Raw genomic sequence first — 2,117 nt, 5'->3', positions numbered from 1 at the left:
CCATGATCTGCGCTTCGGGAATCCCGCGATCCAGACACGACAGCGCATGCGCCCGGTTCACTTCGCGCGAATGATGGATTCCCTTGCTTCGAATCTCCTCGATGACCGACCGATCCTTCTCGGTCAAATGCAATTCGGTCTGGCGCATGAGAACTCCTTCGTAACCCCAACGGGGATAGACGGAGTGTATGCATGTTCCGTTATTTACGTGTCATTGTACTAGTTGCCGCGACAGCCGCTTTGGGCCTTTTCAGTCTTGTTCCGTCGTCGTCCTGGGCGGTCACCTGCGCGCAGGGCGTCTATCGCGCCGGCTGCACCGGCCCCAACGGTGCGGCAGTGGTCAAGAAGCCGCCGCCGGCGCAGGTCACTTGCGCCAAGGGCGTCTATCGCGAGGGTTGCGTCGGACCGCGGCGGCGCAGCGGTTCGCAGGCGCTACTAGCTGCCGACCACGACGCGGCCCTCTGCGGATCGCTTCTACAGCGGGTGGACCTCGCCGATGCCGAGTTGCTCGAGCAGTCGGGCAACGCTGGTGCGAGCCACCGGCAGCGGCGTCGTCTCGCCGCGCAGCTTCAGGCTGACCTTGCCCTCCTCGCGCAGGATCTGCTCGGCGAAGTCGAGGTTCGCGAGGTAGCTGCGATGGATCCGGAAGAACGAGGCGCCGTCGAGCCGCTCCGCCAGGTCGCTGATGTTGAGATTGCAGAAGCTCGGGCCCTGCGCGGTGCTGACCCAGGTGTAGTGGCCTTCCGAGCGGATGTAGGTCACGTTCTCGACATCGACCAGCACGATCCGATTCTGCGAGACGGTGGGGATCTTGTTCAACTGCCGCTTCGCCGGCGCGGGTTTCTCGGCCAAGAGGCTGGCCGGCATCATCGACGGCGCGGGCTCCTCGCCGCTCACGAGCTCGGTGATGTCGTAGAAGATCAAGGTGTAGCCGGTGGTGTCGCCGCGCAGATCGGAGAGCTTGGTCACCTTGATCAACAGCACCCGCTCCGGAATGTTGATGATCATGGTCATAGGCGGCGGGTTGCTGACCGGGCATTCGGCCTGGTCGAGCAGGAACTTCACCTTGGCCACCGAGCGCTCGGGGTGGAACGACAACACCATCTTCTCGAAAGGCTGCTTGTCCTCGACCGGCAGCAGGCGTCGAGCCAGGCTATTCATGGCCATGACCCGGAGCTCGCGGTCCAACTGGACCACGCCAGGGTCGAATCGTTCCAACAGATAGAGCGGACTGCGCACGGGCATCGGTGTCTCCAACGGCGTGTGATCCGCCTTGACGCGATTGGAGCATTGTTTCGGCCCGCTGGTGAGCCGCGGTACGGCAGTTCCCGAGGCCAGCCTGCCGCTCAGCGGTCCTTGCGCAGCAACCGGCGCAGTGTCGGCCGAGGCGCCACCCCGGATGGCGCATCCAGCCGCTGGCGGTAAGCGGCGCGCTGGGCCTGGAGCACCGCGGCGAGCGCGGCGACGCTGGCCTCGTCGTAGTGCCAGACCCCGCTCACCGCGAAGTGGCCGGCCTGCCCGGCATGCGGCTTGGGGTTGATTCGAATGCTGTTGGTCCCGATGCTCTGGAGGATCTCGGCACGGGCGCTGGCCAGAGTCGCCTCGCGGCCTTCGAAGGCCTCGATGTCGCGGCTCAACTCGATGCCGATGGCATGGATCGACGGGTAGCGCTCGGCGATGAAGCTCACCACCTCGGCGAGCACCAGTTTTGGCAGTGCCTTGGCGCGGAAATCCGCGAAATCGGTGGTGAGGAAGTTCTCGACGCGCACCTCGTCGCCCCCCGGACTCATCGTGACGGACTGGACCCGGCCGATGAGGGTGGGACCGTCATAAACCTCGATCGGTTCACCCAGCACATAGGGGCAGCCCTGCGGACCGGTCAGGTGCAAACTCTGGAAAGACATGAATTGAAAAGCGTGGCCCAGCGCACACTGTACTTGGCGCGGCAAGGAAGGGCATTTCCAACTGTCGCCTGTGGCACCCGGCCGGCCGGCCCCGATGCGCTCAGCGGCTGTGCGCCTCGGCCCAGCGCACGATGTCGGCCGCGCCCATCGCCCCGGCTTGGCGGGCCACCTCGCGCCCACCCTTGAACGGCCACCTCGCGCCCACCCTTGAAC

General features: G+C 65.4%; 2 protein-coding genes. Both read right to left on the bottom strand.

What is annotated here, in order from left to right:
• Positions 1-474 precede the first annotated feature (474 nt).
• Positions 475-1,245, bottom strand: a complete 771-nt coding sequence (locus AC1DY5_RS52825; RefSeq protein ID WP_478122217.1) for a PAS domain-containing transcriptional regulator — start codon at positions 1,243-1,245, stop codon at positions 475-477.
• Between the two features lie 101 nt (positions 1,246-1,346).
• Positions 1,347-1,904: a hypothetical protein gene (locus AC1DY5_RS52820; RefSeq protein ID WP_478122216.1), complete on the bottom strand. Its 558-nt coding sequence runs from the start codon at positions 1,902-1,904 to the stop codon at positions 1,347-1,349.
• Positions 1,905-2,117 lie beyond the last annotated feature (213 nt).

The organism is Variovorax sp. P4_D9, assembly GCF_056401695.1.
This window is presented reverse-complemented; position numbering and strand designations above follow the sequence as displayed.